This window comes from Actinokineospora sp., from assembly GCF_050699995.1.
Classification (GTDB): Bacteria; Actinomycetota; Actinomycetes; order Mycobacteriales; family Pseudonocardiaceae; genus Actinokineospora.
On sequence record NZ_JBOHGC010000368.1, the window covers coordinates 1 to 20,832 of the forward strand.

General features: G+C 70.6%; 23 protein-coding genes and 1 pseudogene. 14 read left to right on the top strand and 10 right to left on the bottom strand.

The window, feature by feature from the left end; genetic code table 11:
• Positions 1–532: helix-turn-helix transcriptional regulator (locus ACRDSQ_RS18070; protein WP_431422663.1), on the top strand; the 532-nt coding region annotated here is incomplete at its 5' end.
• Here ACRDSQ_RS18070 and ACRDSQ_RS18075 read toward each other — a convergent pair.
• Entirely contained in the window at positions 465–905 is a 441-nt protein-coding gene (locus ACRDSQ_RS18075; RefSeq protein WP_431422665.1) for an NUDIX hydrolase, read from the bottom strand. The two genes, ACRDSQ_RS18070 and ACRDSQ_RS18075, sit on opposite strands and share 68 nt — an antisense overlap.
• Positions 902–1,543 carry an MOSC domain-containing protein gene (locus ACRDSQ_RS18080; RefSeq protein WP_431422667.1) on the bottom strand — a complete coding sequence of 214 codons (642 nt, stop codon included), beginning with the start codon at positions 1,541–1,543 and terminating at the stop codon, positions 902–904. The genes ACRDSQ_RS18075 and ACRDSQ_RS18080 overlap by 4 nt, the downstream gene beginning before the upstream one ends.
• 118 nt (positions 1,544–1,661) lie before the next feature.
• Between ACRDSQ_RS18080 and rpe the strand changes: the two genes are divergently transcribed.
• The 4 genes from rpe to ACRDSQ_RS18100 all read left to right on the top strand — a co-directional run bounded on the left by rpe (position 1,662) and on the right by ACRDSQ_RS18100 (position 5,293).
• On the top strand, positions 1,662–2,324 hold the full coding sequence (rpe, locus tag ACRDSQ_RS18085) for a ribulose-phosphate 3-epimerase (RefSeq protein WP_431422695.1): 663 nt from the start codon (positions 1,662–1,664) through the stop codon (positions 2,322–2,324).
• A 65-nt stretch (positions 2,325–2,389) separates the two neighbouring features.
• Positions 2,390–3,385 (top strand): bifunctional diaminohydroxyphosphoribosylaminopyrimidine deaminase/5-amino-6-(5-phosphoribosylamino)uracil reductase RibD, encoded by a 996-nt coding sequence (ribD, locus tag ACRDSQ_RS18090; RefSeq protein WP_431422697.1) that lies wholly within the window; start codon positions 2,390–2,392, stop codon positions 3,383–3,385.
• 11 nt (positions 3,386–3,396) lie between these two features.
• Positions 3,397–4,032 (top strand): riboflavin synthase, encoded by a 636-nt coding sequence (locus ACRDSQ_RS18095; protein WP_431422668.1) that lies wholly within the window; start codon positions 3,397–3,399, stop codon positions 4,030–4,032.
• Positions 4,025–5,293: a bifunctional 3,4-dihydroxy-2-butanone-4-phosphate synthase/GTP cyclohydrolase II gene (locus ACRDSQ_RS18100; RefSeq protein WP_431422670.1), complete on the top strand. Its 1,269-nt coding sequence runs from the start codon at positions 4,025–4,027 to the stop codon at positions 5,291–5,293. Before ACRDSQ_RS18095 ends, ACRDSQ_RS18100 begins: the two co-directional genes overlap by 8 nt.
• Before the next feature lie 39 nt (positions 5,294–5,332).
• On the opposite strand, the gene ACRDSQ_RS18105 is transcribed toward ACRDSQ_RS18100, so the two are convergent.
• The gene (locus ACRDSQ_RS18105; RefSeq protein ID WP_431422671.1) at positions 5,333–6,526 is read right to left on the bottom strand and encodes an RNA-guided endonuclease InsQ/TnpB family protein; all 1,194 of its coding nucleotides are present in this window, start codon (positions 6,524–6,526) and stop codon (positions 5,333–5,335) included.
• 140 nt (positions 6,527–6,666) lie between these two features.
• On the opposite strand from ACRDSQ_RS18105, the gene ribH reads away from it, so the two are divergent.
• The 5 genes from ribH to ACRDSQ_RS18130 all read left to right on the top strand — a co-directional run bounded on the left by ribH (position 6,667) and on the right by ACRDSQ_RS18130 (position 8,744).
• Positions 6,667–7,164: a 6,7-dimethyl-8-ribityllumazine synthase gene (ribH, locus tag ACRDSQ_RS18110; RefSeq protein WP_431422673.1), complete on the top strand. Its 498-nt coding sequence runs from the start codon at positions 6,667–6,669 to the stop codon at positions 7,162–7,164.
• On the top strand, positions 7,140–7,589 hold the full coding sequence (locus ACRDSQ_RS18115) for a PH domain-containing protein (RefSeq protein ID WP_431422675.1): 450 nt from the start codon (positions 7,140–7,142) through the stop codon (positions 7,587–7,589). The genes ribH and ACRDSQ_RS18115 overlap by 25 nt, the downstream gene beginning before the upstream one ends.
• Positions 7,590–7,623: 34 nt before the next feature.
• Positions 7,624–7,854, top strand: a complete 231-nt coding sequence (locus tag ACRDSQ_RS18120; protein WP_431422677.1) for a ribbon-helix-helix domain-containing protein — start codon at positions 7,624–7,626, stop codon at positions 7,852–7,854.
• Entirely contained in the window at positions 7,841–8,191 is a 351-nt protein-coding gene (locus ACRDSQ_RS18125) for a type II toxin-antitoxin system PemK/MazF family toxin (RefSeq protein ID WP_431422679.1), read from the top strand. Before ACRDSQ_RS18120 ends, ACRDSQ_RS18125 begins: the two co-directional genes overlap by 14 nt.
• A 61-nt stretch (positions 8,192–8,252) precedes the next feature.
• Positions 8,253–8,744 carry a Rieske (2Fe-2S) protein gene (locus ACRDSQ_RS18130; protein WP_431422681.1) on the top strand — a complete coding sequence of 164 codons (492 nt, stop codon included), beginning with the start codon at positions 8,253–8,255 and terminating at the stop codon, positions 8,742–8,744.
• Between the two features lie 176 nt (positions 8,745–8,920).
• Here the strand turns inward: ACRDSQ_RS18130 and ACRDSQ_RS18135 are convergent, their stop codons facing one another.
• The 6 genes and pseudogenes from ACRDSQ_RS18135 to ACRDSQ_RS18160 form a co-directional block, all read right to left on the bottom strand.
• Positions 8,921–11,497, bottom strand: a complete 2,577-nt coding sequence (locus tag ACRDSQ_RS18135; protein ID WP_431422683.1) for a hypothetical protein — start codon at positions 11,495–11,497, stop codon at positions 8,921–8,923.
• Positions 11,490–11,855, bottom strand: coding sequence for a hypothetical protein (locus ACRDSQ_RS18140; RefSeq protein WP_431422684.1), 366 nt, complete (start codon positions 11,853–11,855; stop codon positions 11,490–11,492). Before ACRDSQ_RS18140 ends, ACRDSQ_RS18135 begins: the two co-directional genes overlap by 8 nt.
• An 88-nt stretch (positions 11,856–11,943) precedes the next feature.
• The gene (locus ACRDSQ_RS18145) at positions 11,944–12,567 is read right to left on the bottom strand and encodes a class I SAM-dependent methyltransferase (RefSeq protein WP_431422686.1); all 624 of its coding nucleotides are present in this window, start codon (positions 12,565–12,567) and stop codon (positions 11,944–11,946) included.
• Positions 12,568–12,661: 94 nt separating this feature from the next.
• Positions 12,662–13,519: an ABC transporter permease gene (locus tag ACRDSQ_RS18150; protein WP_431422688.1), complete on the bottom strand. Its 858-nt coding sequence runs from the start codon at positions 13,517–13,519 to the stop codon at positions 12,662–12,664.
• Between the two features lie 451 nt (positions 13,520–13,970).
• Positions 13,971–14,357: pseudogene (locus ACRDSQ_RS18155) on the bottom strand (ATP-binding cassette domain-containing protein); the annotation flags it as partial.
• Positions 14,354–14,749, bottom strand: a complete 396-nt coding sequence (locus tag ACRDSQ_RS18160) for a GntR family transcriptional regulator (protein WP_431422690.1) — start codon at positions 14,747–14,749, stop codon at positions 14,354–14,356. The gene ACRDSQ_RS18160 and the pseudogene ACRDSQ_RS18155, both read right to left, overlap by 4 nt.
• Positions 14,750–14,858: 109 nt before the next feature.
• Between ACRDSQ_RS18160 and uvrC the strand changes: the two genes are divergently transcribed.
• The 4 genes from uvrC (at position 14,859) to whiA (ending at position 19,693) form a co-directional block, all read left to right on the top strand.
• Positions 14,859–16,793 carry an excinuclease ABC subunit UvrC gene (gene uvrC, locus ACRDSQ_RS18165; protein WP_431422699.1) on the top strand — a complete coding sequence of 645 codons (1,935 nt, stop codon included), beginning with the start codon at positions 14,859–14,861 and terminating at the stop codon, positions 16,791–16,793.
• Positions 16,790–17,674 (top strand): RNase adapter RapZ, encoded by an 885-nt coding sequence (rapZ, locus tag ACRDSQ_RS18170; RefSeq protein WP_431422691.1) that lies wholly within the window; start codon positions 16,790–16,792, stop codon positions 17,672–17,674. The genes uvrC and rapZ overlap by 4 nt, the downstream gene beginning before the upstream one ends.
• Positions 17,675–17,691: 17 nt before the next feature.
• Complete coding sequence (locus ACRDSQ_RS18175) at positions 17,692–18,636, top strand: gluconeogenesis factor YvcK family protein (RefSeq protein WP_431422701.1); 945 nt, start codon at positions 17,692–17,694, stop codon at positions 18,634–18,636.
• Positions 18,637–18,706: 70 nt separating this feature from the next.
• Complete coding sequence (gene whiA, locus ACRDSQ_RS18180) at positions 18,707–19,693, top strand: DNA-binding protein WhiA (RefSeq protein WP_431422692.1); 987 nt, start codon at positions 18,707–18,709, stop codon at positions 19,691–19,693.
• A gap of 48 nt (positions 19,694–19,741) precedes the next feature.
• On the opposite strand, the gene ACRDSQ_RS18185 is transcribed toward whiA, so the two are convergent.
• The coding region (locus tag ACRDSQ_RS18185; RefSeq protein ID WP_431422694.1) for an endonuclease/exonuclease/phosphatase family protein at positions 19,742–20,832 on the bottom strand (1,091 nt) is incomplete at its 5' end.

Genomic DNA, 20,832 nt, shown 5'->3' on the forward strand with positions numbered 1-20,832 from the left:
GTGGCGCACGGTGGACCCGATCGGCCTGGTCACCGTGCGAGACCAGGGCTACCTGCTGGCCACGAGATCGGGTGCGGACCGCACCTACCGGCTGTCCAGGGTCTTGGCCGCCGAGGAACTCGCCGAACCCGCTCAGCGACCGGCCCAGGTCGACCTGGACCGGGCCTGGCAGCAACGAAGCAGTCGGTTTCGCGCCGGTGGCGACCAAGTCACCGCGCTGGTGCGAGTCGACCCGGCGCGCCGGGAGGAGCTGGTGGGCACCGCGCTGGCCGTCCTCTCCGAAGAAGCCGACTCGGCGGGACTGCTGCGAATGGAGGTGACCTTCCAAGATCCGCGACACGCCGAATGGGCGCTGTGGCAACTCGCCACCAACGCGGAAGCCCTGGCCCCGCAATGGTTGCGCACCGCCCTACGCGACCGCGCCGCAGCGGTCGCCAACCGCTACGAAGAGCTAGGTCCAAGACCTAGTCGGTGTGGCCGGTCGCGGGCTTGGCCTTGGCGAGCGCGAGTCCGGGCCCCACAAGGTCGCTGACGGGCAGCGAGTCCAGCTCCGCCAGGTCGAACCAGGCGGCCATGTCGGTCGACCCGTTCGCCTCGTGGCGCAGTTCGCCTCCGACGACCCGGCCCTCGTAGAACACGCGGACACCGTGGAAGGTGCCCTCGCGGTGCAGGCTGTCGATGCCGAGCAGGGTGTCGGCCTCGAAGTCGTAGCCGGTCTCCTCGGCGACCTCGCGCACCACGGCGTCCCACGGGTCCTCGCCGAAGTCGACCCCGCCGCCTGGGAGGCTCCACAATGGACTTTCGTCGTGGATCCACCGGGCCAGCAGGATTTTCCCGTCCCGCACGCAGATCCCGTACGCCGACAGTCGGGTGTTGAGCCGTTCGCGGCGGAAGAAGCGGGTCACTTCGCGAGCCTGCTGGTGATCCAGGACCGAAGGTCGTCGGAGAGGTCGTCGGCGGCGAGCAGGTCGGGCAACAGCTCGGACTCGGTCGTGATCGCCCGGAACATCATCCCGATCGTCACCCCGTGGCCCGGCCGGTGGACCACGGTGATCTCGTCGCCCGCGCTGACCGATCCCGGCGTGATCACCTTGAGGTACGCGCCCGGGATCGCCCGCTGGGTGAAGGTCTTGATCCAGCCCTGCAGCTCCATCCACACCGCGAACACCCGGCACGGGATGCGCGGCTCGGTGACCTGCAATTCCAGGTCGGGCCCGATCCGCCACCGCTCGCCGACCTCGGCGCGGGTCACGTCGACGCCGCGCGTGGTCAGGTTCTCGCCGAACACGCCGGACGGCAGGGGAGTGGCCAGCTCGGTCTCCCAGGCGTCGAGGTCTTCGCGCGCGTACGCGTAAACCGCCTGGTCCGGGCCGCCGTGGTGCTTCTTGTCGCAGATCTCGTCGCCCGCCACCCCGCTGGCCGCCGGCCCGGGCTCGCGCACAGCCACTGGATGGTCCACCGGGCGCTTGTCGATCGCGCTGAGCCCCGACTTCCCCTCCACGGGTCGCGCGACGCCTACGTTGACCGAGAGCACGTTCGCCATGGACCGAACGTACCTCGGGCCGCCACAGCTTTTCCGAGAGCTGGCTCACGGCGCGGCTTCCCGGTTCGTGCGCGGCCGCGACCGGCGCTTATGCTCCGGGCCTGTGTCCACCGCACCGATGATCGCGCCCAGCATCCTGTCCGCCGACTTCGCCCGCCTCGCCGACGAGCTGGCGGCGATCCACGGCGCCGACTGGGTCCACGTCGACGTCATGGACGCGCACTTCGTGCCGAACCTGACCCTCGGCCTGCCCATCGTCGAGTCGCTGCTCAAGGTCACCGACATCCCGATGGACTGCCACCTCATGATCGAGGACCCGGACCGCTGGGCCATCGCCTACGCGGAGGCGGGCGCCCACAACGTCACCGTCCACATCGAGGCGGCCAAAGACCCGATCAAGCTCGCCCGCGACCTGCGCGCCGCCGGGTCGAAGGCCGGCCTGTCGATCAAACCTGGCACTCCCATCGAGCCGTATCTCGACGTGCTCAAGGAGTACGACACGCTCCTGGTGATGTCGGTCGAGCCCGGCTTCGGCGGCCAGAGCTTCATCGCCCACGTCCTCGACAAGGTCCGCACCGTTCGCAACCTTGTCGACACCGGCCACCTGAACCTGCTGGTGGAGATCGACGGCGGCATCAACAGCGACACGATCGAACAGGCCGCTGAGGCGGGTGTCGACTGCTTCGTGGCCGGCTCCGCCGTCTATGGCGCCGCCGATCCCGCGCGCGCGATCGAGGCGTTGCGCACCCAGGCGGTCTCGGCGAACCACCGCTTCGCCTGATCCCGCGCGAGCCGACTGGCGCGTCCTGCGAAACTGATCGGGTGGACGACAAGCTGACCGCGGCGATGCGGGCCGCCATCGCGTGCTCCGAGCAGGTTCGGGGGACGACGAGCCCGAACCCGCCGGTCGGCTGCGTCATCCTCGACGCCGAAGGCAACCAGGTCGGTCAAGGCGCCACCCAGCCGCCCGGAGGGTCGCACGCCGAGGTCATGGCCCTGGTCGACGCGGGAACGAAGGCCCGCGGCGGCACCGCCGTCGTCACCCTCGAACCCTGCGCCCACCACGGCCGCACCCCGCCCTGCACCCGCGCCCTGATGGCCGCCGGCGTCGCGCGGGTCGTCTTCGCCGTCGCCGACCCGAACCCCGACGCCGCTGGTGGGCGCACGGTCCTGACCGAGGCGGGTGTCACTGTCGAGAGTGGACTGCTGGCCGACGAGGTCGAGCGCGGCCCGCTGCGCGCGTGGCTGCACTACGCGCGAACCGGCCGCCCGCACGTCACCTGGAAGTACGCCGCCACCCTCGACGGCCGGGTCGCCGCCGCCGACGGGACCAGCCGGTGGATCAGCTCCGAGGAGTCCCGCGCGCAGGTCCACGACCTGCGCCGACGCATCGACGCGATCGTCGCGGGCCGGGGCACGATCCTCGCCGACGACTCCGCGCTGACCGCCCGCGGGGCCGACGGAACAACCGCGGACCGGCAGCCGTTGCGAGTGGTCGTGGGGACCGGTGACCTGCCCGAGGGTGCGCGCGTGCTCGACGACGCTGCCGAGACGCTGCACCTGCGCACGCGCGAACCAAGCGATGTCTTGGCCGCTCTAGGCGAGCGCGGAGTGGTCGATGTGCTGCTCGAAGGCGGCCCGACGCTGGCGGGCGCGTTCGTCCAAGCGGGTGCGGTCGACCGGGTCCTCGCTTACGTAGCGCCTACGCTTCTGGGTGATGGGCCTGTGGCGTTGGGCGCATCGGGCGTGTCGACCATCACCGGAGCTCACCGGTTCAGGGTCGAAGGCGTCACCATGTGTGGACCGGACGTGCGGATCTCCGCCGTGCCGGACCGGAACTGAGGAGGCAGTCGGTGTTCACCGGGATCGTCGAGGAACGCGGCGAGGTCATCGCCGTGGTGGATCTCGCGGACGCCGCGCGGGTCACCATCGCCGGGCCGCTGGTCACCAGCGACGCCAAACAGGGTGACTCCATCGCGGTCAACGGCGTCTGCCTGACCGTGGTCGACCTCGCCGACGGCAGCTTCACCGCCGACGTCATGCGCGAGACCCTCCAGCGCAGCAGCCTCGACAAGGTCGCCACGGGCGACCACGTGAACTTGGAGCGCGCCGCCGCGGTGGGGCAGCGCTTCGGCGGGCACATCGTGCAGGGCCACGTCGACGGCACCGGCGAGCTGATCTCGCGCGAGCCCTCCGAGCACTGGGAATTGGTGAAGGTCAGCCTCCCGGGCGGCCTGGCGCGGTATGTGGTGGAGAAGGGTTCGATCACCGTCGACGGCGTGTCCCTGACCGTCGTGGCGGTGGGCGCGGACTGGTTCTCGGTCAGTTTGATCCCGGAGACGCTGCGCGCGACCACGCTCGGCGTCCGCAAGCCCGGCGACAAGGTCAACCTGGAAGTGGACGTCATCGCCAAGTACGTGGAAAGACTGGCTATCCCGCACCTCGGATCGACCGGGCGCGGCACCGAGGAGGAGAACACCGGTGAGTGACTTCGCTGCCATCGAGCGGGCGATCGCCGACATCGCCGCGGGCAAGGCCGTGGTGGTCGTCGACGACGAGGACCGCGAGAACGAGGGCGACCTGATCTTCGCCGCGGAGAAGGCCACCCAGGAGCTGATGGCCTTCATGGTCCGCTATACCTCCGGCTACATCTGCGTCCCGCTGACCGAGTCCGACTGCGACCGGCTCGACCTGCCGCCGATGTTCCACACCAACCAGGACGTGCGCGGCACGGCCTACACGGTGACCGTGGACGCCAAGGAAGGCGTCAGCACCGGCATCTCGGCCGCCGACCGCGCCCACACCATCCGGCTGCTCGCCGACGAGAACTCCACGCCGGGCGACTTCAACCGCCCCGGCCACGTCGTGCCGCTTCGCGCGAAGGAAGGCGGCGTGCTGCGCAGGCCCGGGCACACCGAGGCCGCCGTCGACCTCGCCCGGATGGCCGGTCTACGACCCGCGGGCGTGCTCTGCGAGATCGTGTCGCAGAAGGACGAAGGCGACATGGCCCGCTACGACGAGCTGCGGGTCTTCGCCGAGGAGCACAACTTGGCGATCATCACGATCGCCGACATGATCGCCTACCGCAGGCGCACCGAGAAGCAGATCGTCCGGGTCGCCGAGGCCCGCATCCCCACCGCGCACGGCACGTTCCGCGCGGTCGGGTTCGACTCGCTGCTCGACGGCATCGAGCACGTCGCCCTGGTCTACGGCGAGATCGGCGAGGGCGACAACGTCCTGGTCCGGGTCCACTCCGAGTGCCTCACCGGCGACGTCTTCGGCTCGCTGCGCTGCGACTGCGGCCCCCAGCTCGACGCCGCCCTGGAGGCCGTGGCCGCCGAGGGCCGCGGGATCGTGCTCTATATGCGTGGGCACGAGGGCCGCGGTATCGGCCTCATGCACAAGCTGCAGGCCTACCAGCTGCAGGACGACGGCCACGACACCGTCGACGCCAACCTGGCGCTGGGTGTGCCCGCTGACGCCCGCGACTACGGCACGGGCGCGCAGATCCTCGTCGACCTCGGCGTGAAGACCATGCGCCTGCTGACCAACAACCCGGCCAAGCGGGTCGGCTTGGAGGGCTACGGGCTGACCGTGGTCGACCGGGTGCCGCTGTCGGTGTGGCCGAACCCGGAGAACGTGCACTACCTGCGCACCAAGCGCGACCGGATGGGCCACCACCTGGCCGAGCTGGAGCACTACGACGGCGGAACCGCGGCAGCTGTGTCGACGGGGGAGGACAAAGCTTGACTTCCTCCCCGGCCTCAAGGCCGGGGATTCCAACAGCAACTACCGCGCAAGGAGGAGGTCGCGTTGAGGTTCACGGTTCGCAGGCCCGCCCAACGGCGGGCCTCCCCGTGCAGTCACGGCATGCCCTGCCGCGAGTCGAATATTCAGTGCCGCGTTCACATCCGCGTTGGCGGCGAAACCGCAGGACCGGCAGCGGAAGACGGCTTGGCTCTCGCGCGCCTCCCGATCCACGACCCCGCACGCCGAGCAACGCTGACTCGTGTAGCGCGGGTCGACCTTCACCACCCGCCCGGGAGCCTTGTGCTCCAGCCGGGTCACGAGCAGGCCCCACCCGTTGGCGAGGATGCCTCGGTTCAGTCCGGCCTTCTGGCGCACACCTCGGCCGGGGGCGTCGAGCGTGCCTTTCGCCGACCGGATCATGTTTCTGATCTTGAGGTCCTCGACAGTGATCACATCGAACTGACGGGCCAGGCGAGTGCTGGTCTTCTCGACCCAGTCTTTGCGCCGGTCGGTTTCGCGGGCCTTGAGCTTCGCGATCGCCAGCTTGACCTTGCCGCGCCGGTTGGAGCCGCGTTGGGCTCGGGCGAGCTTGCGTTGCAGTCGCAGCAGCCGCGCCTTCTCGGGTCGGCGCAACGTCGGCGCGGACAAGAGCTCCCCGGTGGACAGCGCCGCCGACACCACCACACCTCGGTCCACACCCACCGTTGTGCCCGTGCCCGGTGCCGCGATGGGGTCGGGCGCCACGGCGAACGCCACGTGCCAGCGGCCCGCCCGGTCCTGGGTGATGCGGTAGGACTTCACCCCGTCGGTGACCGCCCGCGACCAGCGGAACCGCACCCAACCGACCTTGGGCACCTTCACCTCGCCGACCTTGCGGGAGACCCGACGTACATCGCCCGGTTTGACCGCCACGACCCGGAACCCCTCGGCCCGGCCGCGTCGGCGCCAGGTGGGCCGTCGGTGGGTCCGGCGGAAGAAGTTGGCCATCGCCTCGGTGAAGTCTTTCAACGCTTGCTGCTGAACGATCACCGAGCCGGCCGCCAACCACGGGTTCGCCGCCCGCGCCTCGGTCAACTGACGGCACTGCTCGACGAACCCCGGCGCCGCCCTGCGACCCAGCCGCCAGTGTGCGTGTTGCTCCACGGCGAGATTCCACACAAACCGGGCATGCCAACAATGCTCCACCAACACCCGCTCCTGAGTGGGTGTCGGCTGAAGGCGGAACCGGGACATGCCGATCAAGCTAGCGGCCACTACCGACAAAACCAGGAGACACTGTTGAGATCGGACAGGCTGGGGCACGCTCAAGTCGTGGCCCTGCGAAACCTCATTCCTCCCCGGCGTGAACGCCGGAGCATCGACGGGAGATCCTGGTGAGTGGGGAAGGCAGGCCCACGACCGGGGTTCCGCGGTGTGAGGGCGTCCGGCTGGGCATCGCGGCGACGAAGTGGCACGCGGAGATCACCGACCGGCTGTTGGAGCGCGCGCTGGCCGCCGCGACCGAGGCGGGCATCGTGGAACCCACGGTTGTCCGTGTCCCGGGCGCCATCGAGCTGCCGGTCGTCTGCCAGGAACTCGCCAAGCACCACGACGCCGTGGTGGCGCTCGGCGTGGTCATCCGCGGCGGCACCCCACACTTCGAGTACGTGTGCGACGCTGTGACCTACGGCCTGACCAGGGTCTCGCTCGACGAGAGCACCCCGGTCGGCAACGGGGTGCTCACCGTGAACACCGAGGAGCAGGCGCTCGACCGCAGCGGCCTGCCCGACTCGGCGGAGGACAAGGGCTACGAGGCCTGCGCGGCGGCGCTGGAGACGGCGCTCGCGGTGCGCGGGCTGCGGCACCCATGGACGGAACAGGGATTCCATTGACCGCTCGACCGCGCAAGGTTCGCTTCGTCGCGGGGACGTTCGCGGTGGTGTTCATCAGCGTGTTCACCACCGTGGCGATCCTGCTGCGCAACACCCCGACCGGGGTCTTCTTCCAGCCGTCCGACCAGATCGCCATGGCCGGGATCGGCGTGCTGCTCGCCTGCGGGGCGCTGTGGTTCACCCGGCCGAAGGTGAGCGCCGACGCCGAGGGGATCGACGTGCGCAACCTGCTGGGCACGACGCACTTCGACTGGTCGGTCATCGAGTCGGTGAGCTTCCCGGAGGGCGCCTCATGGGCCCGCTTGGAACTGCCGGACGACGAGTACGTGCCGGTCATGGCCCTGCAGTCGGTCGACGGCGCCCGCGCCGTGGAGGGCATCCGCGAGCTGCGCAGGCTCCACCGCGAGGCGCACGCCCGGCAGTAGCACTTGGGGTGCCACCTCAGGTAGCATGGGTGGTGTGAAGCTCAGTGTCAGCCTGCCGGAGGACGACGTCCGGTTCATCGACGAGTACTCCGCGCGCGCAGGTGAGGCGTCGCGGTCCTCGGTGATCCAACTCGCCATAGCCCGGCTGCGCGAGTCGCAGCTGCAGGACGAGTACGCCGCCGCCTTCGCCGAGTGGGACGAGGCCGAGGAAGCGGGCCTGTGGGACGCCGCCACCGCCGACGGCATGGCCGATGCGGCGCGGTGACATCCACCTGGTCGACCTCGACCCGGCCCGCGGCTCCGAAGCCGACAAGGTCCGCCCCGCGGTGATCGTCAGCAACAACGCGGCCAACGCCGTCGCCGCCCGCACGGGCCGCGGCGTGGTCACTGTGGTGCCCATCACATCGAACATCGAGCGGGTGTTCGGCTTCCAGGTCCTGCTGCCCGCGAAGGCGTGCGGGCTGGTGGTCGACTCGAAAGCGCAGGCAGAGCAGGTGCGGTCCATCGCGACCACCCGTGTGCGCAAGCGCGTCGGCAAGGTCCCCGCGGAACTCCTCGACCGCCTCGACGACGCACTGCGCACCCATCTCGCCCTGGGGTGAACCTCGTGCGCGGGTGTCGCGTAGGGCAAGGTGTAGATTCTTCCCGGACCTGGAGGCTTGCGTGACAGCCGTAGAACCCACCACGAAACCCGAAGCCCGGTCCCGCCGCGAGGTCCTGTGCGCCCTGATGGTGGCTTTGGTCGCCCCAGGCGCCCTCGTCGCGGCTTGTTCCGACACCACCACCCCCGCCCCTTCGGGTGGTGGCACCAGTGGTGGCACCACTGGCGGCGCGCCCACTACCGGCGGCGCCGCGCCGTCGGGTCCGCTGGCTGCCCTGGCCGACATCCCCGAGGGCAGTGGCCTGGTGCTGCAGAGCACCCCCAAGGGCCCGCTCCTGCTTGTCCGCCCCACCCCCGACACCGTCAAGGCCTTCGACGCCGCGTGCCCGCACCAGGGGACCGTGGTCGAACCGCCGTCCGGCGGCACCATCACCTGCCCCAACCACGGCAGCACCTTCGACGGAGCCAGCGGCGCACTGAAGGGCGGACCGGCCAAGACGGGCCTCAAGGAGGTCCCGGTCAAGGTCGACGGCGACAAGGTCGTCTTCGCCTGATCCCGATGGTGTGATCCCCACGGGTACATCGGCGTATCCGCCGAAATCGACAGCGGGCGCGTCCAGGTCGAACTCCTGCGACTGCCCACCGGATTCCCGGACAGGCACGTCGTGCTGGACATCGTCACCCGCACCGACGGCAAGGCCTTGGCCGAACGCCTCCTCGCCGAGGTCGCCTAGGCGTCCAGCCGGGCCTGGGCGCGGGCTTTCCACGCCCATGAAGCAGCCGAGTCCGAACACCGCAGCACCTGCCGCCAGGCCCGGGCAGCCGCCCGCCGGTCCCCATCCCCAGTCAGCGCCAGCCCGTACTCGTACAGCTTCATCGCGGTGCCTTCGACCGCCGCGGGTTCCGCGTCCAGCGCACGAGGACCAAGCAGCCGCTCGTAAGCCGACCGCGCCGTCGCCCACTCGCCTTGGGCCACGGCCGTCCGGGCGCGCCATTCCTCGATGAGGTGGGGTTTCTCCCGCTGGGCCCAGGCGTCCGTGCCGAGGTGCTCCCACGCCGCCGCCGCGGCGGGGCCGTCGGCCAGCACCATCGCCTTGATGAGGCGGTGGGCGTGGGTGTTCATCACCCACCGCTCGGCGTGCGGGTTGGTGGCGGCCTGCTCGGTGAACACCTCGAGGGCGGCGGTGAGGCTCTCGTCGAACTCCGGCCCGTCGATGCGGCCCGCGAGGAAGCGGATGTTGTCGCGCACGATCACGGTGATCCACTGCGACACCGTGCGGCCGGACTGCTCAGCGGCCTCGGCGCTCTCATCGAGGTAGTCCACGGCCTCGTCGACCCGCCCGTGGAGGTACTCCAGGTAGCCGCGTTCGTACAGGGCCCGCGACTGGTCGCCCCGCACCTCGGTGATCTGGTCGAGCAGGCGGTTCGCGTCGTCGAAGCGGTTGCCGCGGCGGTGGCGTGAGGCGGCGATCTCGGCGAAGTCCGCCCAGATCGACGCGGGTTGCAGGTCCGCATCGTCGTCGGTGAGGGCGTGGGCGGTGACGAAATCGAGGTCCGACAGGTGTTGCAGCACCTGCCCGTAGAACTCGTCGAACACGTCGCGGTAGCCCAGGGCCGAGTGCACGACGTCCGCACCGAGGTCGGCTTCGGCGCCGCGTACCGCGTGTCCGGCCAGGACTCGCGCCGCCGTGCCGGGGGCCGCGCCTGCCAGGGCCTCGTCGGCGGTGGCGAAGTCGGCGACCGTGCGGGTCGCGCCGATCACCTCGATCTTGCGCGCGACGAACGCCTCGTCGGAGAGCACGCCGACCAGGTTGTCCACCACCCACGCCGCGTCGGCCGGGTCCGGGTCGCCCTCCAGCGCGGCGCTCAGGTGGCCGACGAGGTTGCCGAGCGCGTACTCGTCGGCGCACGCCGCCCAGTCGTGCCCGTAGGTCGCGATCAGCTCGGCCGCGGTCCGCTGGTTGCTCATCGCCGCATCGATCCAGGACTGGGGCGAACGTGCACGGGTTTCCTCCGCGGTCAGGTACTCGGACAGGCTCAGGTGAAATATTCGCAGCCTATCCGCCGACATGGTGAGGAATTGCGGCATGTCCTGCACGGCACGGTCGGCGATGTCGAGGGGCTGACCCGCCATGGTCGCCAGCTGGGCGAGAGTCAGCGGCGCGCGGGCGACCACCAGAGCGCCCAGCACGGGCCGGTGCACCCGGTCCCAGTGCCGCCCGGCCGCGCCGCGCAGCATCACGATGAACAGGTCGTAGAGGTCGGTCAGGGAGCGGGGCAGGCTGCCCTGGTCGGCCAGCAGGTCGACATCCGCCCACCGCCGCGAGGACACCGCGTGGGTCAGCGCGCGCGACCACGACACCAGGAACAGGAAGTTACCGTCCGCACGGCGCGCCGCCGCGTGCGCCGCGTCGTGCAGCGAGTGACCACGCTTCGCCAGGGTCTTACGCAGCGCGCGGTCGTCGGCGAGCCTGCCCGCGTAGTCGCGCAGATCGCCCGCCACCCGGGTGCTGGCAGCGTCGATCGGCACCTCGCGCAGCCTGCCGCGCTGGCGCAGGCGGTAGCCGCCGAGCAGCACCGGGTCCGGTCGGCTGGCCACCACCACGGTCACGTTCGCGGGCAGGCTCGGGCAGTTGACCAGCCAGTCCACGATGTTCCAGCCGGAGCTGGGCGGCTGGTGGCGCAGTTCGTCGAGCCCGTCGATCAGCACGACGATCCGCGCGTCGGGCTGCCGCTCGGCGAGCGCGCGGGCCGGGTCGAGCAGCGCGAGCCGCTGCAGCAGGCTCGGGTCGAGCCGCCAGGCGTCCTCGACGATCTCGTCGGCGTCGATCCCGATCTGCTCACCGTCGACGTCGCCCGCGTCCTGGCTGACGGTGATCTCCGTGCGGCGAAAGGGATTCGCGACGATCCGGCCCGCGTGCACGCCGATGGCCCGGCCACCCGAGCCGACCCGGTCGGCGCGCTGGGTGACGTCGATGCGCAGCGGCCGGTCGGCCATCGCCTCCGGGCACAGCTGGGCGAGCTGGCGGCCCAGCGAGATCAGCAGGTGCGTGGCGTCGCCGGTGCCGAACGGGGTCAGGCTGTCGAGCCGGATGAAGTAGCGGGGGCTGAGGTCGTGCCGCGTGGTCAGCCACGCCATCAGCGACGACTTTCCCATGCCCGCTTCGGCGGTGATCAGCACGTGGCTGCAGGCCTCGTCGTCGACATGGCGGTCGACGGTGTCGGCCAGCCAGCGGCGGCGGATGAACGGGCGTTCCTCGAGGTAGGAGTCGAGAACGTCGGACTGCAGTGACTCGGCGTCAGCCATCCTTGTCCTCGACGATCTTCGCGCCGGTCACCGAGCCACCCGCGAGGACGTCGCCGACGTCGACCACCGCGACGATGTCGTCGACCCCGGTCCCGGACTCGACACCGACCACGCTCCCACCGACCACGCCGCCCGTGACCCGCCCGTCGGCGCGTTTGCGCCGCTCAGGCTCGCGCGGCCGGCCGCGCAGGGCGAACCCCGCCACCCCGAGACTCGCCAGGCCGACGAAGAGACTGCCGACGCTGGCCAGCTTGTCGGCGCTGTCGAGACCCCGGCTGAACAGCATGATCCCGAGCCCGACCAGACCCAGGCCGACCACACCGACCGTGATCCCGACCAGCCATCGCCGTGCGTTCACGAATCACCCCTGAGCGGCTCGATCCAGAGCTTTTGATCATGCCGGCGGGGCGGACGGCGTGGGCCGAAATCGGTGAATCAGGAACGGCCTAGTTCGCGTGGCCGACCACCAGCAAGTGCGGGGCCAGCTTGGACTCGCTGACCCGCCGGTGCGCGGTCAGCGCGAGCCCCGCCCCCTCCAGCGTCTCCACGACCTCGGCGACCGGTCGCACGAGGAATCCGTGTCGGGTGACCGGCATCTTCGCCATCGCCTCCGGATCGCCGATGCCGATCACCGCGCGACCGCCCGGCCGAAGAATCCGGCGGATCTCGGCGAACGCCGTGGTCAGGTCCTCGATGAAGTAGATCGTGTTCAGCGTGATCAGCCCGTCGACCGAGTCGTCGGGCAGCGGCAGTGCCGTGATCGACCCGGTGTGCAGCCGCAGCCGGTCGTCCGCGAATTCCCCTCGAGCGCGGTCGACCATCGAGGCCGAGTAGTCCACGCCGTGGACCTCGGCGGCGTTCGTGTCGAGCAGCAGCCGCAGGCCCACCCCGCCGCCGAACCCCAGGTCGGCGACGACTTCCCCGTCGACCACCGCGAGCGCCTCGACGGCCCCGGTGGTGGCCGCGAGGTTGAACTTGTTCAGCCGCTTCGCGACCGCCTTGCCCATGAGGCCCCGGGGATTGCCCAGCTGACTGGCCAAGGTCCTTCGCAGAGCGGTGCGCACACCCATGTCGACTCCGTCGTTGATCGAGATCCGGCTGCTTCACCGTACTGTCCCCCACCGACCATCAGGTCCGACTGGCGGGCGGCGATCTTTATCGGAGTCACCGGTGCAGGGCCCAAGCGCCGAGGGCGAGCAGTGCGGCTGTCAGCGCGGCGAACAGGCCGGTCTCGATCGCCTGGAAACCCCAGAACCGCTCGGCCGCGTGGAACCACGCGAACTCGCTGCGCACTCCCTGCGCCGCGAGGCAGTCCGCGATGGTCTGCAAGCCGCACTTGTCCGGGTCGATCGACATCGGATTGCCCGCGCCGTCCAGATATCCGGACTTCACCCGCCAGACGTCGGTCGACAGCAGACCCGTGGTGTACTCCGGGTCGGCAAAGGACGGCCGGGCCGCGTTCGACACGACGATGAGCGCCGCCGTGTAGCCGCCGAGGGTGATCGCCATCGCGGCCATGGTGTTGCGCACCAGCAGGCCCGCCGTCGCGCCGATCGCGAACGCCACCGCCGTGTACGCGCCCAGCACCAAGCCCTGGCTCTCGAACAGCGGGGTGCGCATCCGGCCCGACATGATGAAGTTCAACGGCGCCAACGCCCACGCGTTGACCGCGCCGAGTGCGGCCATCGCGATCGTGAGCGGCAACCCCGCGACCGCCAGCTTGGTCGCCCACCACCGGGTCCGGCCGACCGACTGGGTCAGGCCGAAGATGTGCGTGCCGTGTTCGATCTCGCGGGCGAACACCGGCGCGCCCGCGAACATCCCCAGCAGCACGGGAAGCGGGAGCATGACCATCGGGACATAGCTCAGGAACAGGTTGTAGCGATCGCTGAGCAGCCCCGGATCGTTCGGCATCGACGACACGTCCAGCCGCACCACGGCCATCACCGCCGCCACAACCGCGACCAGGGCGAACGCCACCAGAATCTGCGCCCGCTGCTGGCGCCACGCGACCCACGTCATGCTGCCACCGCCTTCGTCGACGCGGCGCGGTCGGCGCGCGCAGGTACGCCAAGACCAGTTCCTCCAACGTCGGCGCGTGCGACTCGCTGCCGGGCACCGCACCCAGTCCGCGGACCAGCACCGTCGCCTGCCTGCCCGTCTCCCGCCGCTCCACGACCGCCTCGGCGGGCACGTCGAGCGAGCGCGGGCCGACCAGCAGCCGATGCTGCGCGAGAAGGTCGTCCACATCGCCGGTCAGCCGGACACGACCCGCGGAGAGCAGGACCAGGTGGTCACAGATGCCGTCGAGGTCGGCGATCACGTGCGACGACAGCAGCACCGTCATCCCGGTCTCGGCGACCTCGGCCAGCAGCGCCCGCATCACTTCCTGGCGGGCCAACGGGTCGAGGTCGGCCAGCGGCTCGTCCAGCAGCACGACGGTCGGGCGTCTGCCGAGCACAGCGAGCGCCACCCGGGTCCGCTGTCCGCCCGAGAGCGTGTCGATCCGAGCCCCGAACGGCACCTCCGGCTCCGCCACCAGCCGCCGGGCGTAGGCGTCGTCCCAGTCGGGGTTCAGCGCGCGGCCCGCGTGGAGCATCTCCGCGACGGTGAACTTCTGGTACAGCGGCTTGCCCTGCGCCAGGAACCCCGGTTTGCCGAGCACCTCGACCGCGCCCTCGGTCGGCCGCGTCAGGCCGGTGGCCAGTGACATCAGCGTGCTCTTGCCCGCTCCGTTCGGTCCGACCAACGCCGCGATCCGGCCGACCGGCAGCGTCAGTGTGCAGTCCCGAAGCGCCCACCCCCGGCGGTAGCGCTTGCCCAATCCGGTCGCGTCGAGCGCGACCGACCCCTCGATCATGTGGTTCCCCCGGTCTCGTAGAACTTGTCCAGCACGGCGTTCACCAGTGCCTCCACGTCTTCGCGCGCCAGCCCTTGGGCCGTCGAGCCGGCCAGCCAGGCGGCCAACTCCTCGCGCAGCGGGCCGTCGTCGGACGCCCCCGGGCGGGCCAGCGTCCCGATGACGAACGTGCCCAGACCTCGCCGACCCTCGACCAGGCCTTCCCTTTCCAACTCGCGGTATGCCTTCAACACGGTGTTGGGGTTCATCGCGGTGGCGGCCATGACCTCCTTGGCCGTGGGCAGCCGGTCGCCGGGAACGAGCAGCCCGAGCCGCAGCGCCTGCTTTGTCTGGTGCACCAGCTGCAGGTAGGCGGCGACGCCTGAGCGGCGGTCGATCCGGAACTCGATCACCCAACCCCCTTTCACTACTTGAGTAGTGAAAGCAGTATTGGGTGTGGGCGGCGTGGTGCGCAAGACCCGACCGGATCAGTTGTCGGTGCTCGGCCGTAGGGTTGTGGATGTGGCCGACCCGTCCGCCTACCGACCCTCTCCCGGCACCATCCCGGACGCGCCTGGCGTGTACAAATTCCGTGATCCTGGTGGCCGGGTCGTCTACGTGGGCAAGGCCAAGAGCCTGCGCTCCAGGCTGAACTCGTACTTCGCCGACATCACCTCGCTGCACCCGCGCACCCGCCAGATGGTGACCACCGCGGGCGCTGTCGAGTGGACCGTGGTGTCCACAGAGGTCGAGGCACTGCAGCTGGAGTACAACTGGATCAAGGAGTTCGACCCGCGGTTCAACGTCCGCTACCGCGACGACAAGTCCTACCCGGTCCTGGCCGTCACCCTCAACGAGGAATACCCGCGCCTGCACGTCTACCGCGGCGCCCGCAAGAAGGGCGTGCGGTACTTCGGGCCCTACGCCCACGCGTGGGCCATCCGCGAGACCCTCGACCTGCTGCTCCGCGTCTTCCCGGCCCGCACCTGCTCCACCGGGGTGTTCCGCCGCCACGGCCAGATCGGGCGGCCCTGCCTGCTCGGCTACATCGACAAGTGCTCCGCGCCCTGCGTGGGCAAGGTCAGCGCCGACGAGCACCGGGCCATCGTGCTCGACTTCTGCGACTTCCTCTCCGGCAAGACCGACGCCATGGTCCGCCGCCTGGAGAAGGAGATGGCCCAGGCGTCGAGTGAGCTGGAGTTCGAGCGGGCCGCCCGGCTGCGCGACGACATCGGGGCGCTGCGCCGGGCCATGGAGAAGCAGGCCGTCGTCCTCGGTGACGGCACCGACGCCGACGTGGTGTCCTTCGCCTACGACGAACTCGAAGCCGCCGTCCAGGTCTTCCACGTGCGCGGCGGCCGGGTCCGCGGGCAGCGCGGCTGGGTCGTCGACCGGCTGGAGGACGCGGGGGAGGAGTCGCCGGTCACCGGGCTCGTCGACCAGTTCCTCAGCCAGTTCTACGGCGACCAAGCCGACCTTGCCGACGATGTCGCCAACTCGGTCCCGCGCGAAGTCCTGGTCCCCGAACTGCCCGCCGACGCCGACGCCATCGGCGAGTGGCTGACCGGGCTGCGCGGTTCGCGGGTGCAGGTCCGGGTGCCGCAGCGCGGCGACAAGCGGGCGCTGATGGAAACCGTCGAGCGCAACGCCAAAGAGGCCTTCACCCAGCACAAACTCCGCCGCGCGGGCGACCTCACGGCCCGCTCGGCCGCGTTGCAGGAGCTTCAGGACAACCTCGGCCTCGACAGCGCGCCGCTGCGCATCGAGTGCATCGACATCAGCCACATCCAGGGCAGCGACGTCGTCGCCTCGCTCGTCGTGTTCGAGGACGGCCTGGCCCGCAAGAACGAGTACCGGCGCTTCGCCATCCGCGAGGCCGCCACCGAGGGCGACGTCGCCTCGATCGCCGAGGTCGTGCGCCGCCGGTTCGCCAAGTACGCGGGGGAGTCCGGCGGCCAGGACGCCGGCACCCCCGGCATCGACCCGGACACCGGCAAGCCACGCCGCTTCGCCTACCCGCCGAACCTGCTCGTCGTCGACGGCGCGGGCCCGCAGGCCAACGCCGCCGCCGACGTCCTGGCCGACCTCGGCGTCACCGACGTCGCCGTGATCGGGCTGGCCAAGCGGCTCGAAGAGGTGTGGCTGCCCGCCGAGCCGGAGCCGTGCATCCTGCCGCGCACCAGCGAGGCGCTCTACCTGCTGCAGCGGGTGCGTGACGAGGCCCACCGCTTCGCGATCGCCTATCACCGGCAGAAGCGCGCCAAGCGGATGACAATGTCGGCATTGGACGACGTGCCCGGCCTGGGCCAGAGTCGCCGGGCGGTGCTGATCAAGCACTTCGGCTCGGTGAAGCGGCTCAAGGCGGCCACCGTCGAGGAGATCATCGAGGTGCCGGGCATCGGCCTGGCCACCGCGCAAGCCGTGCACACCGCATTGAACAGGGGCGAGAAACCTTGAGCACCGAACACGTGGGACCCGGCGTCGAGGTCGCCGTGGTGACCGGGCTTTCCGGGGCGGGCAGGAGCACCGCGGCCAAGTGCCTGGAGGACCTGGGCTGGTTCGTCGTGGACAACCTTCCGCCCGAGCTGATCTCCACGATGGTCGAGCTGGGCGCGCAGGCCCGCGGCGCCATCTCGAAGGTCGCCGTCGTGATGGACGTGCGCAGCCGCGCCTTCACCGAGGACCTCTCCTCGATCATCAAGGACCTCGACGCGCGCGGGTACAAGCCGCGCGTGCTGTTCCTCGAGGCCACCGACGACGTCCTGGTGCGCCGCTTCGAGCACGTCCGCCGCGGCCACCCGATGCAGGGCGAGGGCAGGCTCGTCGACGGCATCAAGTCCGAGCGTTCGCTGCTGATGCCGCTGCGCGAGGAAGCCGACCTCATCCTCGACACCTCCACCCTCTCGGTGCACCAGCTCCGCGCGAAGATCGAGGACGCCTTCGGCTCCGACGCGGGCACCAGCACCCGGGTCACGGTGCTTTCCTTCGGCTACAAGTACGGTCTGCCGATGGACGCCGACCTGGTGATGGATGTGCGGTTCCTGCCGAACCCGTTCTGGATCCCCGAGTTGAAGGACCAGACCGGCCGCGACGAGGACGTCCGCAACTACGTGCTCAGCCAGGAAGGCGCCGACGAGTTCCTCGACCGCTACCACGAGCTGCTGCGTCTGATCGGCGCCGGATACCGCCGCGAGGGCAAGCGCTACCTGACGCTCGCGGTCGGCTGCACCGGCGGAAAGCACCGCAGCGTGGCCATTTCCGAGGAACTGTCCAGGCGACTGTCCGATGAGGACGGTATGGCGGTGAAGGTCGTGCACCGCGACCTGGGGCGCGAGTGAGCGCTCCCGACCCGGCCATCCGGGCCGTCGCCCTCGGCGGCGGCCACGGCCTGCACGCCACCCTCACCGCGCTCCGTCGGCTGACCGACGACGTGACCGCGGTGGTCACCGTCGCCGACGACGGGGGTTCCTCGGGCAGGCTTCGCCGTGAACTCGGCCTGCTTCCGCCGGGCGATCTCCGCAAGGCGCTGACCGCGCTCGCCGGTCCGCGGGCGTGGGCCGAGGTGTTCGAGCACCGCTTCGGCGGCACCGGGGCACTCGCGGGCCACGCGATCGGCAATCTCGTCCTCGCCGGTCTGCTGGAGGTCCTCGGCGACCCCGTGGCCGCACTCGCCGAAGCCGCGCGACTGCTCGGCGTGACCGGCCGGGTGCTGCCGATGTCGTTGGAGCCATTGGACATCGAGGCCGACGTGACCGGGTTGGACGAGGACCCGAGCACGGTCCGGCGCATCCGCGGGCAGGTCGCCGTGGCGACGACGCCGGGCCGGGTCCGCCGCATCCGCCTGCACAACGCCGCCCACCGCGACCAGCCGCCGACGGCGTGCCCGGAAGCGGTCGCCGCGGTCCGCGACGCCGATGTGGTGCTGCTCGGCCCGGGGTCGTGGTTCACCAGCGTCCTGCCGCATCTGCTCGTCCCGGAGCTGCACGACGCCCTGGTGCGGACCGACGCGACCCGGGTCGTCGTGCTCAATCTCGTCCCCCAACCGGGGGAAACCGCCGGGTTCTCCCCGGAGCGCCATCTCGACGTCCTGAGCGAACACGCACCCCGGCTGCGGATCGACGCGGTCGTCGCCGACGCCGACTCCGTGTCCACCCCGGACCGCCTCCGACGTGCGGCGAAGACCCTCGGGGCGGACCTGCTGCTCGATACCATCGCCTCGGGCCCGGCGGGTGACCGCCATGACCCCGACGCCCTCGCCGAGAGCCTGCGACGCGCCGTCGGTTCGGTGAGGGGACGCTGAGCCCTTCGGCGTGTCGTGGTGGGATAGACGGCGGGGCGGCCCGTATCCCGGGCCAGGGAGAGGAGTACCAGTGGCGATGACAGCCGCGGTCAAGGACGAGCTGAGCAGGTTGGCGGTGTCCAAGACATGTTGCAGGCGTGCCGAGGTGTCGTCGCTGCTGCGGTTCGCCGGCGGCCTGCACATCGTGGCCGGGCGGGTGGTGGTCGAGGCCGAACTCGACACCGGCTCGGCGGCCCGTCGCCTGCGCAAGGACATCCATGACCTCTACGGGCACCACGCCGACGTCCACGTGATCACCTCCGGCGGCCTGCGCAAGGGCACGCGGTACGTGGTCCGGGTCGTGAAGGACGGCGACGGCCTGGCCCGCCAGACGGGTCTGCTGGACCCGCGCGGCCGCCCGGTCCGCGGCCTCCCCGCCCCCGTCGTCTCCGGCGGCGTCTGCGACGCGGAAGCCGCGTGGCGAGGCGCGTTCCTGGCGCACGGCAGCCTGACCGAACCGGGCCGCTCGTCGGCGATGGAGATCACCTGCCCCGGCCCGGAGGCCGCACTGGCCATCGTCGGCGCCGCCCGCCGCATGGGCATCCAGGCCAAGTCGCGCGAGGTCCGGGGAGCCGACCGCGTAGTCGTCCGCGACGGCGACGCCATCGGCGCGATGCTCACGAGGCTCGGCGCCCACTCCAGCGTCCTCGCCTGGGAAGAACGCCGCATGCGCCGCGAAGTCCGCGCGACCGCCAACCGCCTGGCCAACTTCGACGACGCCAACCTGCGCCGAAGCGCCCGCGCCGCCGTCGCCGCCGCCGCCCGGGTGGAACGCGCGATGGTGATCTTGGGCCCGGAGGCCCCGGAGCACCTGACGGCGGCGGGCGAACTGCGGTTGAAGAACAAGCAGGCGTCGTTGGAGGAACTTGGCCAGCTGTCGGAACCGCCGATGACCAAGGACGCGGTCGCGGGCCGGATCCGCCGCCTCCTGGCAATGGCCGACAAGCGCGCGAAGGAACTCGGCCTGCCGGACACGGAGAGCGCAGTCACCCAGGACATGCTGGACTCCGACTCCTGACTCGGGTGGCGCCGCCCGGCTCGCGGCCGGGCGGCGCCATGGCGAAACTCAGAGCGTCAGCCGCACCACTGACGGGTCGTGGTCGCTGAGCTGGTCGGCGAACTCGGCGTTCACGTGGACCACGTCGTAGCTGTGCGCGGCGAATCCGGAGATGAGAAGGTGGTCCAACACCTGCGAATTGCCCTCGTAGACGTACCCGTAGCGTTCGGAGTCCGGTAGCTCGGCGGGCAGGTCGGTCAGCCCGGCGGTCACCAGCTTCTGCACGGCGGCCGAGTACTCGAAGTCGTTCAAGTCCCCGGCGACGACCACTCGAGCGACAGGGTCGATCGCCTGCACGTCGTCCACGAACGCGGCGACAAGATCAGCCTGCTGGCCGCGTTGAGTGGCGCTCGACAGCACCGGCGGCTGGTAGCGGCCGAACAGCGGGTTGTCGCCGCCCTTGGAGTTCCAGTGGTTGCCGATCACAAACACCGGCTCCCCGTTGAAGAAGAACTTGCCCACCAACGGTTTGCGGCTCGAAGAGAACGCGCTGTCGGTCGGGTCGATCCGTCCCGGGTTGTGGCTGACCGCGACCGGGTCGGCGGAATTGCCCGACGAGGACACCGAGACGGCGGTGGTCGACCCGCCCGCCGTGCCCGGCGCGAAGGTGAGCCCGATGTCGGTCCGGAACAGGAAGCCGACCCGGATGTTGCCGCCCGGCGCTCCGCCGTCGGCGTTGTTCTCGGGGTCGATCTGACGGTAGTCGTACACCGGCCCACCGGCGACGTCGATCGCCTCGATCAGCCGCTCCCAGCTCTGGTCGGCCGCTACGGTGCCGTCGTCCGTGAAGCCGGAGTTGTCCTGCATCTCCTCGATGGCGATGAGGTCCGGCGAGTGCAGGTTCTCGACGTTGACGGTCGCGACGGCCAGCTCCTGTGGCCCGACCGCATCGGTGATCTCGCGATCGAGATCGTTATCGACCCGGCCGGGGTCGCCGGTCACGAAGAGCTTGAAGTTGCCGAAGCTGTAGTGGAGGACGCCGGCCGGATCGGTCTCGAACTCGTCGCCGACGTTCATGGGCGTTGTATCGACCAGCTCGTCATCGAGGATGAGGCGCTCGGGGTTGAAGTCGCCCGGTCGATAGTCGCCCGGTTGATGGT

What these genes read in the sequence shown, in the direction of transcription:
- ACRDSQ_RS18080 (WP_431422667.1), bottom strand. Translation starts at nt 1,543, where the DNA reads ATGGCGAACGTGCTCTCGGTCAACGTAGGCGTCGCGCGACCCGTGGAG.
- ACRDSQ_RS18145 (WP_431422686.1), bottom strand. Translation starts at nt 12,567, where the DNA reads ATGGGTGTGCGCACCGCTCTGCGAAGGACCTTGGCCAGTCAGCTGGGC.
- ACRDSQ_RS18125 (WP_431422679.1), top strand. Translation starts at nt 7,841, where the DNA reads ATGCGGCGCGGTGACATCCACCTGGTCGACCTCGACCCGGCCCGCGGC.
- ACRDSQ_RS18115 (WP_431422675.1), top strand. Translation starts at nt 7,140, where the DNA reads ATGGACGGAACAGGGATTCCATTGACCGCTCGACCGCGCAAGGTTCGC.
- ACRDSQ_RS18135 (WP_431422683.1), bottom strand. Translation starts at nt 11,497, where the DNA reads ATGGCTGACGCCGAGTCACTGCAGTCCGACGTTCTCGACTCCTACCTC.
- ACRDSQ_RS18105 (WP_431422671.1), bottom strand. Translation starts at nt 6,526, where the DNA reads ATGTCCCGGTTCCGCCTTCAGCCGACACCCACTCAGGAGCGGGTGTTG.
- rpe (WP_431422695.1), top strand. Translation starts at nt 1,662, where the DNA reads ATGATCGCGCCCAGCATCCTGTCCGCCGACTTCGCCCGCCTCGCCGAC.
- ACRDSQ_RS18150 (WP_431422688.1), bottom strand. Translation starts at nt 13,519, where the DNA reads ATGACGTGGGTCGCGTGGCGCCAGCAGCGGGCGCAGATTCTGGTGGCG.
- ribD (WP_431422697.1), top strand. Translation starts at nt 2,390, where the DNA reads ATGCGGGCCGCCATCGCGTGCTCCGAGCAGGTTCGGGGGACGACGAGC.